The sequence below is a fragment of the Bacillus sp. GW821-FHT11D08 genome (assembly GCF_058808515.1).
In genome coordinates, this window is record NZ_JBXARS010000016.1 from 1 (window position 1) to 16775 (window position 16775).

A 16775-nucleotide genomic window follows, 5' to 3' on the forward strand; every position below is an offset into this window, starting at 1 on the left:
CACATCGCTGTGCGATTTATTTAAAACTTTGAATTAACAGGTACGTTTTGTCTTGTTTAGTTTTCAAAGAACTTTGTCCATCGCTCTTGAAGCGACTTAATTATTGTAACATATCAGTGTCGATGTCGTCAATAACTTTTTATAATTTCTTTTTTAAGAATTCGTTTCGTCATCAGCGACGTATATTAGAATACCACCCTTGATCCAACATGTCAACAATAATCGATAAATTAAATGATGAAGCGTTTAATGACTATCAAAGCCGCGATGCCGGGAATCCCCAGAATCCCGCTGATGCCCGTTGTAATCAGGTTAACAGGGATATGAATACCGAGACTGCCTCCGAACAAGTTCACACCCACCAGCAGAATCGCACCGGCAATAAACTTAATCGCAGTCACACCAATCCATCTTAGCGGTTTTGAAGATACTCCCCATAAAAAAAGCAAAGCAACCAGACCAACAATCAAACCGATAATGAAAAAAGGCTCCATGAATCTTCCCCCTCGCTTGTTTAGTACAAGCTTATGAGAAGATCCCGGAGAATAGACCTCTTACTTCCATCTGCTCATTTTCAAATTCCGCTGCTTCGCTTCTTTCAAATAAAAAAAGTACTTAGATTCAGCGACTTTCAGCTCAAACAATACCTCAGCGGAGGGCTCGAGACTTTTCTCGACCAGACTCTTCTGTCTGTTCCATTCTTCTTTTTGTTTAAAGAGCTGTTCTATCAGCTTCTCATCAAACTCTTTTCTTAATGTATTTCTGCGAAGAAAACCCATGCCTTGCCTTTTCCTCCCTTACAATTCACGTCTTCCTTCAAGAGCTTTTGAAAGAGTGACCTCATCAGCATATTCCAAATCACCGCCGACGGGCAGACCGTGGGCAATACGGGAGAGCTTGATGCCTGAGGGCTTTAACAGCCTTGATATATACATTGCTGTTGCTTCCCCTTCAATATTAGGGTTGGTTGCGAGAATAACTTCTGTCACTTGATCATCCTGAAGACGTTTCAGCAGCTCCGGAATCTTAATATCCTCCGGGCCGATGCCATCCATTGGTGAAATCGCGCCGTGAAGAACATGGTACTGGCCGTTATATTCCTTCATTTTCTCCATTGCGATCACATCCTTAGGGTCCTGCACGACACAAATAACAGACTTATCCCTTCTTGTGTCCTCACATATATAACAAGGGTCCTGATCTGTTATATGTCCGCAAATCGAGCAATATGTCAGATTCCGCTTCGCATTGACAAGCGCCTTAGCAAAATCCAATACTGTGTCTTCTTTCATACCTAGAACAAAAAAAGCCAGACGAACCGCTGTTTTCGGTCCGATCCCTGGCAATTTCATAAAGCTGTCAATCAGCTTTGATATTGGTTCAGGATACTGCATGTTTATTTATCCCCCTAGAACAAACCCGGTATGTTCATTCCTTTTGTAAATTGTCCCATTGTTTCATTCGTCATGTCATCCACTTTTTTGAGGGCGTCGTTTGTCGCAGCAAGAACCAGGTCCTGAAGCATTTCGATATCTTCCGGATCAACGACTTCTTCTTTAATGGCAATGTCTACAACTTCTTTTTGGCCGTTGACTTTTACAGTCACCATACCGCCGCCTGCTGTGCCTTCAAGCACTTTTTCAGCAAGCTCCTCCTGAGCCTTCGCCATATCCTTTTGCATTTTTTGCATTTGTTTCATCATTTTTTGCATGTTTCCCATTCCGCCACGCATATTCAATCACTCTCTTTCATCTTATTAGTCTTTTATTTCGATTAAATCCGCTCCGACAAGTTTTTTCGCCTCTGCAATCAGCGGATCTTCTTCAGCCGGTTCGTTTGATCCTTCACTTTCCTGCTGGTGATCATTTAAAAATTCTTCTCTTATTTTACCCCATTGTGCTTCCGGAACGCCAATCAAATCCATTCTTTTCCCGAGCATTGATTCGAGAATCTGTTCAAGATTCGTACGGACTCCGTTATTGTCTTCTGCAACCATTTTACAATGGATTTCGTATTTAAATTTAAGCACAAATGCCTTTTGAGCAGCAGCCACCGGTTCACTGTCATTCAAAAGAGCCGCATGAGACACCTTATTCTGCTGTTTCAGGTGTGCCAGCAGCTTGCCCCAGCTGCTTTTAAGCTGTTCAAGTTCAGGTCTTGTGGCTTCCTTCAATATCTCATGAATTCTTCCGACCGGAGCTTTGTAATGGCTTTTTCCGCCTTTTTGAGGACGCGGAGCTTCTTTCGGAGCGCTTTCCATCTGAACCTTCACACCGGAGGTTTTCAGCCTTTCTACTTCCTGCTCAAGCTGCTGAATCTTATTCATCAGCATGCCGACCTCAGGGATGTCTCCGGCGGATTGCTGTGCCGTCTGGCATATTTTCACGACAGCCACTTCAAAAAAGATTCTTGGGTGGTTCGTCCACTTCATTTCCTGATGGCTTTTATTCAGGATATCAATCATCTCATATAAAGCGGGGGCCGGTATGTCACCGCTCAGGCTCCGAAACGTTTCATCGACCTTCACCTTCTCCAGGACTCCTTCTAAACCGGGAGCGGCCTGGTACAAGAGCATATCCCTGAAATAGAAAATCATATCTTCAATCAGTTTGGCCGCATCTTTCCCTTGCTGGAGCAATTCATTCAGTGTTTCCAATGCCTCGGAAACCTGTTTGCGGTGAAGAGCAGATGCCAGTTTTCCAATATAGTGCTGAGAAACGGCTCCGGTAATGAGCAATGCATCATCCACCGACAGCTCCTCGCCGCTGAATGATACGGCTTGATCGAGCAGGCTCAGCGCGTCCCTCATTCCTCCGTCCGCAGCACTCGCTATGATATCAAGGGCTCCTTCTTCCACCTTCAGCTGCTCTGCATCGACGATTGTCTTCATTCGTCCGACAATTGCTTTGGATGTAATCCGTTTGAAGTCAAAACGCTGACATCTGGAGATAATGGTTAAAGGAATCTTATGAGGCTCAGTCGTAGCTAATATGAAAATGCAATGTGCCGGCGGTTCTTCCAGCGTTTTCAGAAGCGCATTGAATGCGCCGATAGAGAGCATATGCACCTCATCTATAATATATACTTTGTAGGTGACGGCCGACGGGGCGAATTTTACTTTGTCACGGATGTCGCGGATTTCGTCTACGCCGTTATTCGACGCCGCATCTATTTCAATCACATCTGATATAGAGCCGTTTGTGATCCCCTTGCACGCCGCACATTCATTGCACGGTTCTTCTACGGGGGCGTGCTCACAGTTGACTGCTTTCGCAAATATTTTAGCTGCACTGGTTTTTCCCGTTCCCCGCGGTCCAGAAAACAGATATGCATGAGAAAATTTCTTTTGCAAAAGGGCATTTTGCAGCGTTTTCGTAATGTGTTCCTGTCCGACCACATCTTCAAACTGCTGAGGCCTAAATACTCGATATAAAGCTTGGTAACCCACAGGATGCGCCCTCCTCTGTTATTCATCATGTTTATTATACATGAACGTGCTTTTAACGCCAAAACCCGTTTTTCATATACGAAAAAACTCACCTGCCATAAACAGGTGAGTCTGAAATTTGATGATTGATTTACCGTGCACCTTCTGTCGATTCGCTACCCTAAGCGTTACTTAAGCAGTTAGCTCAGCCCAGGCAACCCTGCGGCACATGAGAGGTTTCACTTAATGCTGCTTCCTTCCGGACCTGACATGGTTCATGAATTCCCATTGCGCAGGACCCAGACGTCAACGCCACTTACTTAAGGCAGACCTTACAGTAAACGAACCTCGAGAAGGGATTCGGCCCCGCTAGAGCGGATTGCGGGTACAGGGCACCGCTACCTCCCCGCTTAGCACGGCAAAATAAATATCAAATTTTTATATGCGCACCATTCATGATGCACACATAAGTATATCTGCTTCAGGCAGAAAATGCAACCGTACTACTCAGACAACTTTTTCCTCATGTCTTTCTTTTGCCGGCGCAGCTTTCTGAAAAAAGCGCTGAGCATTTCTCCGCACTCTTCTCCGAGCACGCCGCTCACCACTTCCGCTTGGTGGTTGAACCGCTCTTCCTGCAAGAGGTTCATCAGCGTTCCTGTACAGCCCCCCTTGGGATCAAATGCGCCGAATACGACCTTATCGACTCTCGAAAGCACGACGGCTCCCGCGCACATCGGACACGGCTCCAAAGTGACATAAAGAACGGCATCCTCAAGTCTCCATGTCCCCAGCCTACGGCACGCTTCGTCTATCGCCAGCATTTCGGCGTGGGCAAGCGACCTCTGTTCAGTCTCCCGCAGATTATGCGCCCGCGCCACGATCTCATCGTGCAGAACAAGAACTGCTCCGATCGGCACTTCACCTTTCGCTTCGGCTTTCTTCGCTTCTTTTATGGCTTCTCTCATATAATATTCATCATTCATAGGTTCGAGCTCTCTTCTTAAGTTTTTTCATGTCTCATAAAGGTTAAAATAGGAATACCCCAGCAGAAAGGAGTTGCCGGTATTGTCTGAACCTAACAACACAGCCCTTCTGATTGTCGATATGATTAACAATTTTCAATTTGATATGGGCGAACGTCTTGCTGAAAAAACCAAACAAATTGTCCCCCGTATTTTATCATTAAAGAAGCATGCAAAACAAAGCAACTGGCCGATTATTTATATTAATGATCATTACGGGCTCTGGAAGGCTGATATTGATGCCATCAGGGAGGAATGCAGCAACGACAGAAGCGCCCCCATTATAAAAGAAATTTCGCCTCAGCCGGATGATTATTTTCTCATTAAACCGAAGCATTCCGCTTTTTACGAAACAGCGCTTCACACCCTTCTGACCGAATTACAAGTGAACCGATTAGTCATCACGGGGATTGCCGGGAACATTTGTGTGCTGTTCACGGCCAACGACGCCTATATGAGAGAATACAGCATTGCAATTCCGAAAGACTGCACCGCTTCCAATAACGACGAAGACAATGATTTCGCTTTGACCATGATGGAGAATGTTCTCTTCGCAGAAATAACCACGGAAAAACAAATTACCGCCGAAAAATAAACATGATCAGCCTCCTTTTTTCATATATTTGATAGCGGATATGAAAGGAGGCGTTTTTCATTCAGATCTATATAGTGAAACGGGGCGACACGCTTTCCGCAATTGCGGCGCGCTACCGGACTGCCGCAAATGTCATTGCGGAAGCAAATAAACTGCCTAATCCAAATACATTGGTTGTCGGACAAACCCTTGTCATCCCGATTGAGGGTCAATATTACGAAGTGAAACAAGGTGATACTCTCGCGGCAATCGCCGGCCGTTTTCATATATCGGCCGCGGAGCTTGCGAGGGTTAACGGAATTCAGCCCGGCACCACATTGAGAGTCGGAACCAGCCTTTACATTCCGCAGCAGGCGAATAAGCCCGATATCGAATCAAACGCATATATAGAACCGCGGGGAACGAGCGTAAGCGCTAATCTGCAGCAGGCGGCAAGGGAGGCCTCTCCTTATTTAACATACCTTGGCGCATTCAGTTTTCAAGTGCAGCGGAACGGGACTTTAAAGGAACCGCCTCTGACCAATTTAAAAAGTATCAGTGACAGGCACAACACCACACTGATGATGATCATCACCAACCTTGAAAATGACGCATTCAGCGATGAACTCGGGCGGCTCATCTTGAATGACAATACAGTGAAAACAAAACTCTTTCAGGAAATCGTCTCCACGGCTAAAAAGTACGGCTTTCGCGATATTCACTTTGATTTCGAATATTTACGTCCACAGGACAGAGAAGCCTACAATCGTTTTTTACGTGAAGCGAGGACGATTTTTCATCGGGAAGGCTGGAAGATTTCAACGGCGCTTGCTCCGAAAACGAGCGCGACTCAGGCCGGCAAATGGTACGAAGCACATGACTATAGGGCACATGGAGAAATCGTCGATTTTGTCGTAATCATGACATATGAGTGGGGGTACAGCGGAGGCCCGGCTCAGGCCGTATCACCTATCGGCCCTGTAAGAAATGTCATTGAGTACGCGCTGACGGAAATGCCTTCTTCAAAAATCGTCATGGGCCAGAACATGTACGGCTACGATTGGACACTGCCTTTTAAACAGGGAACGACAGCCAAAGCCGTCAGTCCTCAGCAGGCAATCGCTCTGGCAGCACGCCATAAAGTCGACATTCAATATGACGAAACCGCCCAGGCTCCATTCTTCCGATACACGGATGAAAATCAGAGACGGCATGAAGTATGGTTTGAAGACGCACGATCCATTCAAGCGAAATTCAATTTAATTAAAGAACTTCATTTAAGAGGAATCAGCTATTGGAAACTCGGCCTTTCTTTCCCGCAAAACTGGCTTTTGCTCAACGATCAATTTCATATTGTAAAAGAGACGTTTCGTTAATTGGAAGCGTCTTTTTTCATGGGCTTTTCTGAGAGTGTGATACAATATAAAGGCCGGCAGCTGACGGATGTTTGCAGAATTAAGGAGGATTTTCAATGAACAGAGCCCCTTTTATCGCGGTAGAAGGTCCTATCGGGGCAGGAAAAACGACACTCGCTACGATGCTTTCTGAAGAGCTCGGTTTTCCTATGATTAATGAGATTGTGGAAGACAACCCTTATCTCGATAAGTTTTATGACAATATCGAGGAGTGGAGTTTCCAGCTTGAAATGTTTTTTCTATGTCACAGGTATAAACAGCTTGAAGACACCGATCGAGATTATTTAAAACAAGGACAGCCCGTTTTGTCCGATTATCATATTTATAAAAATGTTATTTTCGCAGAGCGTACATTGCACGGCCAAAAGCTTGAGAAATATAAGCAGATTTATCATCTGCTCACTCACGACCTGCCGAAACCGAACATCATTGTATACATAAAGGCAAGCCTGCCGACATTGCTTCAACGCATTGAAAAACGCGGGCGCCCGTTTGAGAAAAATATCGAGCATCAATATCTGGAACGTCTCATTGCAGATTACGACACAGCCATCAGACAGCTTCAGGAAGAAGATCCGGATATATCTGTACTGACCATTGACGGTGATACTGAAGACTTTGTTTTGAATAAGACAGACTATGAAAGAATTGCCCGTCAGGTAAAGGAGCTTATTAAATGAAAGACATTCATATTCCAAACAACGCCATTATCACAGTAGCGGGAACGGTAGGAGTCGGAAAATCGACTTTGACCAAAGCTTTAGCAAAACGGCTCGGGTTTCATACCTCACTTGAGGAAGTGGATGAAAACCCTTATTTAGAGAAGTTTTATCACGATTTTGAACGCTGGAGCTTCCATTTGCAAATTTATTTTCTGGCTGAGCGGTTCAAAGAGCAGAAAAACATGTTTGAATCAGGCGGCGGATTCGTGCAGGACCGTTCGATTTATGAAGATACAGGCATATTCGCAAAAATGCATGCCGATAAAGGAACCATGTCGCTGACAGATTACACAACATACACAAGTCTATTTGAGGCGATGGTCATGACGCCGTACTTCCCGCATCCTGATGTTTTGATCTATTTAGAAGGCGACCTTGAAAACATTATAAACCGGATTGAAAAGCGAGGCCGCGAGATGGAGCTGCAGACAAACCGCTCCTATTGGGAAGAGATGTATACACGGTACGAAGACTGGATCAGCGGTTTTAACGCCTGCCCTGTGCTAAAAGTGCGCATTGAAGATTATGACCTTGAAGCTGATGAACAGTCACTGGAACCTTTGATCGAAAAAATCAGCCGCGTGATCAACGAAAACAGAAATAAATAAAAATAGCAAAGCGATTTTCCCCGAACAGAGAAAATCGCTTTTTTTGCATATAAAAAATCCGCTGCATCACATGCAGCGGACAAAACAATCTCCAATATATGCTCGAGTTTCATTAGGTTTAAAATCAATATGGCGGAGGAAGAGGGATTCGAACCCCCGCGGGCTTTGACACCCCTGTCGGTTTTCAAGACCGATCCCTTCAGCCAGACTTGGGTATTCCTCCGTATCGACATTTAATAATATACCACATGACCTAAATTTCAGTCAAGCGCTTTTTCATATTTTTTATTTCATTTCTTAAACAGCTTGTCCGTCAGCTTTACTATCATACAAAAGTCTTGCGTCCAATTCAACCTCAGTATGCCATACGGGCAGGAAAACACAGTAAAAATCAAGAATAGATTCAAACAGATACCTGCTCATAAAGGTGGAGAACATAATGAAAATCATCATTGCACCGGATTCTTTCAAAGAAAGCATGACATCAAAAGAAGCCGCTGACAGCATAGAAAAAGGATTCAAAGCGGTCTTCCCTGACGCGGAATATTTCAAGATACCTGCGGCCGACGGCGGAGAAGGAACCGTTCAGGCTTTGACGGATGCCACTGGCGGAAGCATCATCAAAAAAACTGTGACCGGTCCGCTGGGAACGCCGGTAAACGCCGCATATGGACTTCTGGGAGACGGACGCACGGCAGTCATTGAAATGGCGGAAGCATCGGGACTTCATCTCGTTCCCCGCCATCTCAGAGATCCGTTGAACACAACGACAAGAGGAACGGGTGAACTGATAGCAGATGCAGCTTCCCGCGGGGCGGGTGAGATCATCATCGGGCTTGGCGGGAGCGCAACCAATGACGGCGGAACAGGAATGGCGAGCGCGCTCGGTGTGCGTTTCTTAAATGAGGAAGGTCAGGAGATACCTGACGGCGGAGGCGCTCTGCACACCCTAGCTTCTATTGATATAAGCGGTCTCTCTCCTGATCTGAAACATATCCGTATCCGTGCCGCATGTGATGTCGAAAATTCTCTGACCGGTGAAAACGGCGCTTCATATGTCTTCGGCCCGCAAAAAGGGGCATCCGAGAAGACTAAAGTTGTATTGGATCGCAACTTACGCCATTTCGCTGACGTATTGAGACGTCAGCACAATATCGAAGCGGATACCGTAAAAGGCGCGGGCGCCGCAGGGGGACTCGGCGCCGGACTGATCGCTTTCTTACAGGCAGAACTTCAAAGCGGGATTGACGTTGTATTAGATACACTGTCCTTCTCAGATCAGATAAGAGGCGCTGACCTTGTCATTACCGGAGAGGGGCAGATAGACGGACAAACGCTATTCGGCAAAACCCCCGCCGGGATCGCCGCACGCGCATCTGCTCAAGAAATTCCCGTTATCGCATTGGCGGGCTCCTTAGGCAAAAATTTCGAGCATGTTTACAGCGCAGGAATAACGGCTGTGTTTTCTATCGTGCCCGGCGCTGTAAGTCTTGAAGACGCCTTAGCATCCGGCCGTTTTAACCTTGAAAGCACTGCCCGGAATGCCGCCGCTCTATACCGGGCAGCAAAAAAGGCGCGCCTCTAGGGCGCACCTTTTACGGTTTGATGACTTCTTTATTTCCCATATAAGGACGAAGCACTTTCGGAATGATGACACTTCCGTCTTCCTGCTGATAGTTTTCTAAGATGGCAGCTACTGTTCTGCCGACTGCAAGACCTGAACCGTTTAATGTATGCACATGCTCCGGCTTGCCTTTCGCTTCGCGTCTGAATCGAATGTTTGCGCGTCTCGCCTGGAAGGCCTCAAAGTTACTGCAAGAAGAAATTTCACGGTATGTGTCTTGGCTTGGAATCCATACCTCAATATCGTACTTTTTCGCGGCTGTAAAGCCGAGATCACCGGTACACATGCTCATGACACGATACGGCAGTTCGAGCAGCTGAAGCACCCGCTCAGCTTGATTCGTCAGTTTTTCAAGCTCCTCATAAGAATCTTCCGGCTTCACGAATTTCACAAGCTCAACCTTGTTGAACTGATGCTGGCGGATCAAACCGCGTGTATCACGGCCGGCAGATCCCGCTTCTGAACGGAAGCAAGCGCTGAATGCGGCATAATTGATCGGCAGGTTCTCACCGGATAAGATTTCATCGCGGTGCATATTTGTAATCGGCACTTCCGCCGTCGGAATTAAGAAATAATCCTCTTCTCTGATTTTAAAAGCATCCTCTTCAAATTTAGGAAGCTGTCCCGTACCTGTCATGCTCGTACGGTTTACCATATAAGGAGGAATGACTTCCGTGTAATCATATTCATCAACGTGAAGATCCAGCATAAAGTTGTAGAGCGCGCGTTCGAGGCGGGCGCCTAATCCTTTATAAAACACAAACCGGCTGCCTGTTACTTTTGAAGCGCGTTCGAAATCAAGAATGTTTAAATGGTCTGCGATATCCCAATGCGGTTTCGGCTCATATGAAAATGCCGGCGCCTCTCCCCACTTGCGAATTTCAATGTTATCATCTTCCGTTTCCCCGACGGGCACTGAATCGTGCGGGATGTTCGGAATAGACAGAAGGATGGTTTCGAGCGTCGTTTCGACAGTACGAAGCTCTTCATCAAGCTTCTTAATTTCTTCGCCCACTTCGCGCATCTCTTTAATAATATGATCAGCGTCTTTTTTCTCCCGTTTCAAAACGGCGACCTGCTGAGATACTTCATTGCGTTTTCCCTTCAGTTCTTCTACTTTACCGATAAGCTCTCTTCTCTTTTCGTCCAGCTCTTCAAACTTGTCAAAGTCAGATAAGTCTTCGCCTTTTGGAATGAGCTTCGCTTTTACCTCTTGAAAATTGGCTCTCAGCACCTTCGTATCAATCATGCCTAACAACTCCTATCTGTTTTTATCGAAAATAAAAAAGAGCCCTCATCCCCTAAAAGGGACGAGAGCTCTCGCGTTGCCACCCTGATTGAAAACAAGCTCACACTTGCTTCCCGCTTTAACACATAACGGTTTTCCCGTAAATGCCTACTAGTTTTCAGCATTTCGCTCAAGGACGGATTCGGACAGCATCTTTCACCGATTCGCACCACCCATCGGCTCTCTTTGAAAGAGAGGCTCCCTACTGCTTCCTGTCAACGCTTTTCGATCTTTATTTGTGTTTATAATGTACTATAAGTATCAGCGGTTTTCAACTGTTTTATACAGCTGTTTCCTGCTTATGCTTTTCCGCCATCTTCACAAACAGCTCTGTCACCCGGTGATCATCCGTCAGTTCAGGATGGAACGAGCAGCCGAGGAAATTCCCCTGCTTTGCAGCCACGATGCGTCCGTTATGCTCACAAAGCACTTCAACATCTTCTCCGGCTTCTAAAATATGCGGTGCGCGAATAAATACACCCGTAAACGGCTCATCAAGGCCTTTAATCGTCAGATCAGCTTCAAAGCTGTCAACCTGACGGCCAAAGGAATTACGCTCGACGACAACGTTCAACAGCCCTAGATGAGCGTTATCCGTTCCCGCTATCTCTTTGGCTAAAATAATCAGACCGGCGCATGTGCCGAACATCGGCTTGCCTTGGGCGGCAAACTCGCGAAGCGGCTCCATAAAATGATATGTATCCATTAAACGCCGCATCGTCGTGCTTTCCCCGCCCGGCAGGATTAAACCGTCGATGTCATTCAGCTGTTCAGGACGCTTAATGACGACACCTTTTGAACCACATGCTTCAATTGAACGAATATGTTCTCTTACTGCTCCTTGAAGTCCAAGTACACCAATTGTTAACATGCTTCCAGCTCTCCTATGGTTTTACCAGCCGCGTTCTTGCATACGCTGTTCCGGCAATAGATTTGAGATTTCGATGCCTTTCATTGCTGTGCCTAATTCTTTAGAAAGCTCAGCGATCAGTTTGTAGTCTGTGTAATGAGTCGTTGCTTCAACAATTGCTTTGGCGAATTTAGCAGGGTTGTCTGATTTGAAAATACCTGAACCGACAAATACGCCGTCAGCGCCAAGCTGCATCATCAATGCCGCGTCAGCAGGCGTCGCTACTCCGCCGGCAGCAAAGTTCACTACAGGCAGTTTGCCGTCACGTTTGATTTGAAGAAGCAGTTCATAAGGAGCGCCGAGGTTTTTAGCTTCAGTCATCAGCTCATCATCGCTCATCGCAAAAACTTTGCGCACTTGCGCGTTTACTTTTCTCATATGGCGGACAGCTTCCACAATGTTTCCTGTTCCCGGTTCGCCTTTTGTACGAAGCATGGAAGCTCCTTCGGCGATACGGCGCGTTGCTTCGCCGAGATCACGGCAGCCGCATACGAACGGGACTGTATATTCGTTTTTATTTAAATGAAATTCTTCGTCAGCCGGAGTCAGAACTTCACTTTCATCGATGTAATCTACTCCCATTGCTTCAAGGACACGCGCTTCAACGATATGTCCGATACGCGCTTTTGCCATTACGGGAATGGATACAGCATTCATTACTTCTTCAACGATTGTCGGATCAGCCATGCGGGCAACACCGCCGGCAGCGCGAATATCAGCCGGAACGCGTTCTAACGCCATTACGGCAACAGCTCCCGCCTCTTCCGCAATCTTCGCTTGTTCAGCATTTACAACGTCCATGATGACGCCGCCTTTTTGCATTTCTGCCATGCCGCGTTTTACACGATCAGTACCTGTTTGAGCCATTATTTGGTCCCCCTAGTCAATGTATAGTTAGATAATTTCTATCTCTTATTGTATCCCAGAAATACAATATTTCATATGGGTATTCTTATTTTACAGCGAGATGAATAAGATAGATATCATTTTTTTACTAATAATTTGGTTTTTTCAGTATATTAAGCAAAAGAGCCCTAACTTTCATCAGAGCTCTTTCTTATTTCTTAAAACCAGCCTGTTACCGTGTCAACGGCGCTGTTCCAGATACCGGAGAAGAATCCGCCGATGCCGCGCATCATCTGAACAAACCAGTTTGCTTTATCTACATCATTTTTCGTTACAAGATTCACGCTGAACTCTTTGGATTTGAGGAAGCCATAGTCTTTGTCACTGCCTTTGTATGTAACTGTCAGCGTTCCGACTTTCGTTCCCTTTTTCACAGGAGCCGTGATTTCTTTTTTATCTAAAGTCACTTCGGCTTTATAGTTCTTTTCATCCCCGCTTTTCACAGGAATAGAAAGCGCCTTGTCAGTAACAATATCGACTTGCTTGTCTTTCCCTTTTTCAACGTCAATCGTTTTGTGCCCTTTTACTTGAGAGCCTTCAGGGTAAAGATCTTTCATTGAGAAATTGCTGTTAAATGCGTAATCGAGCATTTTTTTCGTTTCATCAAAACGTCCGGTATGCAGGTTGCCTTTTGCGTCTAATACAACGGTGATGACCCGCATCCCGTTCCGCTGTGCTGTGCTTGTAAAACAAGATCCCGCAGAATCAGTAGAACCCGTTTTTAAGCCGTCAACGCCAGGGTATTCAGAAACAAGACCTTTTAACATGAAGTTCCAGTTCGGCATGTCCATTTCATCATCAGTGCCGGCTCTGAATTTCGTCTTAGCGATGCTTGTTGTTTTGAGAACTTCCGGATAATCAGTGATCAGGCGGTCTGCAAGAAGCGCCATGTCTTTAGCAGAAACTTCACTTTCTTCTTTAACGCCTTCTCCTTGCGGCTGCTTGCCGTGAAGGTCTTCATTCACAAGCCCTGTGGCATTTTTAAAGTCATAGTTTGTCATGCCTAATTCTTTGGCTTTCGCATTCATTTCAGCGACAAATTTCGTTTCAGTTCCGGCAAGAATTTCGGCAACTGCAATCGCGGCTCCGTTAGCAGAGTAAATCGCCATAGCCTGATACAGTTCTTTAACCGTGTATTTGCCGTCTTTTCGAAGGGGGACGTTTGATAAACTGTTGTCTTGAGAAATTTCATAGACATAATCATCAGGAGTATACGTTTGATCCCATTTCACTTTTCCTTCTTTAATGGCTTCCAGAAGCAGATATTCAGTCATCATTTTTGTCATGCTGGCAATCGGCAGTCTTTTGTCTGCATTTTTACTGTATAAAATTTTTCCCGATGAAGCCTCAATCATTATCGCAGCTGATGCGTTGACATCAATCGGGTCATTGCCGGCTGCCTCCGCTTTAGACATTGGAACAAAGCAAGTTGCGGCCAGTGCCAGTACCACTAATGACACCAACAGCTGTTTCCATTTCGTGATGTTCAATCTTACGACCTCCGTCATTCATTTTAAATCTATAATTAAGCCGTTAAGGACATATTCAAATTCAAAACACAACAGTATAAATTTTATCACACTCGATATAAAAAAAATAGACAGAGTCAGCGACCCTGTCAAATGTTTTTTATTTGTAACAATTATGAGATTGTATAGTTTGGTGATTCTTTCGTAATTTGGACATCATGCGGATGACTTTCGCGAAGTCCGGCACCTGTCATACGGATGAATTGAGCCTCTTCTCTTAAAGCGCGCAAGTCTTTTGAACCGCAATATCCCATACCTGAACGAAGACCGCCGACAAGCTGATACACTGTTTCTTCTACAGGACCTTTGTACGGAGTCCGTCCTTCGATACCTTCAGGGACGAATTTCTTATTTTCTTCTTGGAAATATCGGTCTTTACTGCCTTTTTCCATGGCAGCGACAGAACCCATACCGCGATACACTTTAAATCTTCTGCCTTGATAGATTTCAGTCTCTCCCGGGCTTTCTGAAGTACCGGCAAGCAGGCTTCCGAGCATTACGGCATGTCCGCCTGAAGCCAACGCTTTCGTAATATCTCCGGAGAATTTAATACCGCCGTCTGCGATAATTGTCGCGCCGTGTTTTCTCGCTTCAGTGGCACAATCATAAATGGCAGTGATCTGCGGTACGCCTACACCTGCAACGACGCGTGTCGTACAGATAGAACCAGGTCCGATTCCCACTTTGACAATATTTGCTCCGGCTTCAATCAGAGCTTTTGTCGCTTCAGCCGTTGCAACATTTCCTGCGATAATGTTCAGTTCAGGATATGTTTCACGGATTTTCGCGACTGTGTTCAGTACGCCTCTGGAATGTCCGTGAGCCGTATCAACCACGATAACGTCGACATTCGCTTCAACAAGCTTGCTGACGCGTGTCATTGTATCGCCTGTCACGCCTACCGCAGCGCCGACAATAAGGCGTCCGTGTTCATCTTTAGATGAATTCGGGAATTCGATAACCTTTTCAATATCTTTGATCGTAATAAGACCCTTTAATTTGTTTTGGTCATCCACTAACGGGAGTTTTTCAATTTTATGTTTCTGTAAGATTTTTTCTGCTTCGTCTAATGTGGTTCCCACAGAAGCCGTAACCAGCTCTTCTTTTGTCATGACATCACTGATTTTCATTGAATAATCAGAGATAAAGCGAAGATCACGGTTTGTAATGATACCGACAAGCTTTTGATCGTCTTTATTATCTACGATCGGAACACCGGAAATTCTGTATTTCCCCATCAAATGCTCCGCATCGAATACTTGATGATCAGGTGTTAAAAAGAAGGGATTTGTAATAACGCCCCGTTCAGAACGTTTGACTTTGTCAACATGTTCAGCCTGCTGTTCGATGGACATGTTTTTATGGATAATGCCCAAGCCGCCCTGTCTGGCCATCGCAATCGCCATAGCTGATTCTGTTACTGTATCCATTCCCGCACTGATGACAGGAATATTAAGCTTTAACGTCTTTGTCAGTTCAACAGATAAATCCACATCACGCGGAAGTACGTCTGATTGAGCCGGTACGAGCAGTACATCATCGAACGTTAAGCCTTCTTTTGAAAATTTACTTTCCCACATTAGTAAATCCCCCTCTTTTCGGCAAAATATTATATGTAGATTATCAACTAGAAAACAGCATGTCAAGGAAGCGAAAAAGAGTTGAAATATTTAGATAAAGGAAAGGGTTTAAAAATACATATGAGAGATCATGAGTGGAAAGAGTTATCATTATTTTATTCTGTAGAATCTTCCCAGAAATTTCTAAATAAAGTCTATACAGAAAGCAGCATGGAAGAACCAAAACGATATGCGTTTAAGAACAGTGAGCGCTTCATATTCTTTATCAAACACGCCGAGTCCTTCTATAAGCAGGCATCTCTTTCCCCTTTAGAAATTAAGCCTATTCTGTTGTTTTACGGGATGTCACAATTGCTGAAAGCCTGTCTTCTGACCACAGATCCAAGCTATCCAAGCCACGCCTCAGTACTCGCGCATGGCGTGACTGCCCGGAAACGCAAAAAGCAAAATTACTCCTTTAGGGATGATGAAGTGAAGGTGCAGCGCAATGGTTTATGTATTCATGTAATGAAGCACTTATTCGGGATAGCTGGTCTTGAGGAAGAACGGTACACAATGAAGAAATTGCTGACAGCCATACCTGAATTGCATACTGTCTTTTACTTCCAAGAGAAAAAGAATTGGCTGACCCGTGTAGAGCTGAAAGATGACCTTATTTCAGTGCCTGAGCATGCGGTGATTCATTACAATATGTCTGATTCCCGCTTTGCTGAATATATCAGCCATCATTTGAAGTGGTCTTTTCTGAGGAAAGACCATAACCACTTGGTTTTTGAGGCTGACCCGATAGACAGAGAACCTTGGTCTTCGCCAAATTTATTGTTTCACTTGGAGAAAAATCAATATTACATTCCCTCTCAGCGTGATCACTTCCTGCATCTTCCGGAAATGATTATTCATTATTTGGTCCTCTACAATATCGGGATGATTGCGAGATATGAAACGGAGTGGTGGTATGAACTGCTGACACAGCATGTCAGTGATGATTATGTGATGATCCGCCGGTTCTTAGAGGTCACGGAACGCAAATTTCCGTATTACGTTTCTAATTTCCTGAAGCAGTACTTATAAACAAAAAAGGCAGCTCATGATGAGCTGCCTTTACCGTAATGATAGCTTGGCGGCGTCCTACTCTCACAGGGGGAAACCCCCGACTACCATCGGCGC

17 protein-coding genes, 1 tRNA gene, 1 other RNA gene and 1 other annotated feature are annotated in these 16775 nt (G+C 45.3%); of the genes, 6 read left to right on the forward strand and 13 right to left on the reverse strand.

The genetic code is table 11. From position 1 onward, the window contains the following. Positions 1–230 precede the first annotated feature (230 nt). The 7 genes from AC1RRX_RS19080 to tadA all read right to left on the reverse strand — a co-directional run bounded on the left by AC1RRX_RS19080 (position 231) and on the right by tadA (position 4413). Positions 231–494, reverse strand: coding sequence for a pro-sigmaK processing inhibitor BofA family protein (locus AC1RRX_RS19080; RefSeq protein WP_003150686.1), 264 nt, complete (start codon positions 492–494; stop codon positions 231–233). A 60-nt stretch (positions 495–554) separates the two neighbouring features. Next, a complete protein-coding gene (locus AC1RRX_RS19085) occupies positions 555–779 on the reverse strand; it encodes a YaaL family protein (protein WP_007408755.1) in 225 nt (74 codons plus the stop codon). A gap of 18 nt (positions 780–797) precedes the next feature. After that, positions 798–1394: a recombination protein RecR gene (gene recR, locus AC1RRX_RS19090; protein WP_003150697.1), complete on the reverse strand. Its 597-nt coding sequence runs from the start codon at positions 1392–1394 to the stop codon at positions 798–800. Positions 1395–1408: 14 nt separating this feature from the next. Beyond that, positions 1409–1732, reverse strand: a complete 324-nt coding sequence (locus tag AC1RRX_RS19095; RefSeq protein ID WP_007408754.1) for a YbaB/EbfC family nucleoid-associated protein — start codon at positions 1730–1732, stop codon at positions 1409–1411. Between the two features lie 24 nt (positions 1733–1756). Continuing rightward, a complete protein-coding gene (gene dnaX, locus AC1RRX_RS19100) occupies positions 1757–3448 on the reverse strand; it encodes a DNA polymerase III subunit gamma/tau (RefSeq protein WP_032868302.1) in 1692 nt (563 codons plus the stop codon). A gap of 133 nt (positions 3449–3581) precedes the next feature. Beyond that, positions 3582–3846, reverse strand: an RNA gene (ffs, locus tag AC1RRX_RS19105) — signal recognition particle sRNA large type. 84 nt (positions 3847–3930) lie between these two features. Further along, complete coding sequence (gene tadA, locus AC1RRX_RS19110) at positions 3931–4413, reverse strand: tRNA adenosine(34) deaminase TadA (RefSeq protein WP_007408751.1); 483 nt, start codon at positions 4411–4413, stop codon at positions 3931–3933. Positions 4414–4495: 82 nt separating this feature from the next. On the opposite strand from tadA, the gene AC1RRX_RS19115 reads away from it, so the two are divergent. The 4 genes from AC1RRX_RS19115 to dck all read left to right on the forward strand — a co-directional run bounded on the left by AC1RRX_RS19115 (position 4496) and on the right by dck (position 7771). Continuing rightward, entirely contained in the window at positions 4496–5047 is a 552-nt protein-coding gene (locus tag AC1RRX_RS19115) for a cysteine hydrolase family protein (RefSeq protein ID WP_007408750.1), read from the forward strand. 71 nt (positions 5048–5118) lie between these two features. Further along, entirely contained in the window at positions 5119–6402 is a 1284-nt protein-coding gene (locus AC1RRX_RS19120; RefSeq protein WP_032868303.1) for a glycoside hydrolase family 18 protein, read from the forward strand. Between the two features lie 95 nt (positions 6403–6497). Continuing rightward, positions 6498–7121: a deoxyguanosine kinase gene (dgk, locus tag AC1RRX_RS19125; RefSeq protein ID WP_007408747.1), complete on the forward strand. Its 624-nt coding sequence runs from the start codon at positions 6498–6500 to the stop codon at positions 7119–7121. After that, entirely contained in the window at positions 7118–7771 is a 654-nt protein-coding gene (dck, locus tag AC1RRX_RS19130) for a deoxyadenosine/deoxycytidine kinase (RefSeq protein ID WP_007408746.1), read from the forward strand. Before dgk ends, dck begins: the two co-directional genes overlap by 4 nt. A 130-nt stretch (positions 7772–7901) precedes the next feature. On the opposite strand, the gene AC1RRX_RS19135 is transcribed toward dck, so the two are convergent. Then, positions 7902–7994 (reverse strand) — tRNA-Ser (locus AC1RRX_RS19135). Between the two features lie 216 nt (positions 7995–8210). On the opposite strand from AC1RRX_RS19135, the gene AC1RRX_RS19140 reads away from it, so the two are divergent. Then, complete coding sequence (locus tag AC1RRX_RS19140) at positions 8211–9356, forward strand: glycerate kinase (protein ID WP_015239012.1); 1146 nt, start codon at positions 8211–8213, stop codon at positions 9354–9356. Positions 9357–9366: 10 nt separating this feature from the next. Here AC1RRX_RS19140 and serS read toward each other — a convergent pair whose 3' ends face one another. The 5 genes from serS to guaB form a co-directional block, all read right to left on the reverse strand. After that, a complete protein-coding gene (serS, locus tag AC1RRX_RS19145) occupies positions 9367–10644 on the reverse strand; it encodes a serine--tRNA ligase (RefSeq protein WP_007408744.1) in 1278 nt (425 codons plus the stop codon). A gap of 54 nt (positions 10645–10698) precedes the next feature. Then, positions 10699–10911: a binding site (T-box leader), on the reverse strand. Positions 10912–10963: 52 nt separating this feature from the next. Then, positions 10964–11554 (reverse strand): pyridoxal 5'-phosphate synthase glutaminase subunit PdxT, encoded by a 591-nt coding sequence (gene pdxT, locus AC1RRX_RS19150; protein WP_007615126.1) that lies wholly within the window; start codon positions 11552–11554, stop codon positions 10964–10966. Between the two features lie 21 nt (positions 11555–11575). Beyond that, positions 11576–12460: a pyridoxal 5'-phosphate synthase lyase subunit PdxS gene (gene pdxS / locus AC1RRX_RS19155; RefSeq protein WP_061046465.1), complete on the reverse strand. Its 885-nt coding sequence runs from the start codon at positions 12458–12460 to the stop codon at positions 11576–11578. A 197-nt stretch (positions 12461–12657) separates the two neighbouring features. Then, positions 12658–13989 carry a D-alanyl-D-alanine carboxypeptidase gene (dacA, locus tag AC1RRX_RS19160; RefSeq protein ID WP_015239011.1) on the reverse strand — a complete coding sequence of 444 codons (1332 nt, stop codon included), beginning with the start codon at positions 13987–13989 and terminating at the stop codon, positions 12658–12660. 152 nt (positions 13990–14141) lie between these two features. Then, positions 14142–15608 carry an IMP dehydrogenase gene (gene guaB / locus AC1RRX_RS19165; protein ID WP_007408741.1) on the reverse strand — a complete coding sequence of 489 codons (1467 nt, stop codon included), beginning with the start codon at positions 15606–15608 and terminating at the stop codon, positions 14142–14144. A gap of 120 nt (positions 15609–15728) precedes the next feature. Between guaB and AC1RRX_RS19170 the strand changes: the two genes are divergently transcribed. Then, complete coding sequence (locus AC1RRX_RS19170; protein WP_039062454.1) at positions 15729–16679, forward strand: YaaC family protein; 951 nt, start codon at positions 15729–15731, stop codon at positions 16677–16679. Positions 16680–16775 lie beyond the last annotated feature (96 nt).

Coding starts and splice junctions, on each gene's coding strand:
- pdxS (WP_061046465.1), bottom strand. CDS start 12,460: ATGGCTCAAACAGGTACTGATCGTGTAAAACGCGGCATGGCAGAAATG.
- serS (WP_007408744.1), bottom strand. CDS start 10,644: ATGATTGATACGAAGGTGCTGAGAGCCAATTTTCAAGAGGTAAAAGCG.
- AC1RRX_RS19170 (WP_039062454.1), top strand. CDS start 15,729: ATGAGAGATCATGAGTGGAAAGAGTTATCATTATTTTATTCTGTAGAA.
- pdxT (WP_007615126.1), bottom strand. CDS start 11,554: ATGTTAACAATTGGTGTACTTGGACTTCAAGGAGCAGTAAGAGAACAT.
- recR (WP_003150697.1), bottom strand. CDS start 1,394: ATGCAGTATCCTGAACCAATATCAAAGCTGATTGACAGCTTTATGAAA.
- AC1RRX_RS19080 (WP_003150686.1), bottom strand. CDS start 494: ATGGAGCCTTTTTTCATTATCGGTTTGATTGTTGGTCTGGTTGCTTTG.
- guaB (WP_007408741.1), bottom strand. CDS start 15,608: ATGTGGGAAAGTAAATTTTCAAAAGAAGGCTTAACGTTCGATGATGTA.
- AC1RRX_RS19140 (WP_015239012.1), top strand. CDS start 8,211: ATGAAAATCATCATTGCACCGGATTCTTTCAAAGAAAGCATGACATCA.
- tadA (WP_007408751.1), bottom strand. CDS start 4,413: ATGAATGATGAATATTATATGAGAGAAGCCATAAAAGAAGCGAAGAAA.
- dgk (WP_007408747.1), top strand. CDS start 6,498: ATGAACAGAGCCCCTTTTATCGCGGTAGAAGGTCCTATCGGGGCAGGA.
- AC1RRX_RS19095 (WP_007408754.1), bottom strand. CDS start 1,732: ATGCGTGGCGGAATGGGAAACATGCAAAAAATGATGAAACAAATGCAA.
- AC1RRX_RS19085 (WP_007408755.1), bottom strand. CDS start 779: ATGGGTTTTCTTCGCAGAAATACATTAAGAAAAGAGTTTGATGAGAAG.
- dck (WP_007408746.1), top strand. CDS start 7,118: ATGAAAGACATTCATATTCCAAACAACGCCATTATCACAGTAGCGGGA.